We start from the raw sequence: 512 nt of genomic DNA, 5'->3' as shown, positions 1-512 counted from the left end.
ACGTCCTCCGGCCGGACCCCGCAGCCCTCGACGCCCTCAGCGTCCTCGGCGCCCTCGGCGTCCAGGAAGGACAGCAGCCGGACCGCCTGCTCCCGCAACGCCTCATCGCTCTTCGCCGACAGCACCCACGGCACGACCGCTCCCGAGGCCGGAGCCGGGGACTCCTCCGTCCTGCCAGGCGCCTGCTCGACGATCACGTGCGCATTGGTGCCGCTCACACCGAAGGAGGACACCGCAGCTCGGCGCGGCCGGTCGCTCGCGGGCCACTCCATGGCCTCGGTCAGCAGCCGGACGTCACCGGCCGACCAGTCCACGTGCGGCGTCGGCTCGTCCACGTGCAAGGTCCGCGGCAGCACACCGTGCCGCATCGCCAGCACCATCTTGATCACACCACCGACACCCGCGGCCGCCTGGGCATGACCGATGTTCGACTTCAGCGAACCCAGCCACAACGGCCGGTCCTGCGACCGCTCCTGCCCATACGTGGCGATCAACGCCTGCGCCTCGATCGG

General features: G+C 71.5%; 1 protein-coding gene. It reads right to left on the bottom strand.

Annotation, left to right across the window (positions count from 1 at the left end):
- On the bottom strand, nt 1–512 hold a 512-nt coding region (locus IE244_RS41660), incomplete at both ends, for a ketoacyl-synthetase C-terminal extension domain-containing protein (protein ID WP_308436319.1).

This window comes from Streptomyces filipinensis, from assembly GCF_014649495.1.
GTDB lineage: Bacteria > Actinomycetota > Actinomycetes > Streptomycetales > Streptomycetaceae > Streptomyces > Streptomyces filipinensis.
This window is presented reverse-complemented; position numbering and strand designations above follow the sequence as displayed.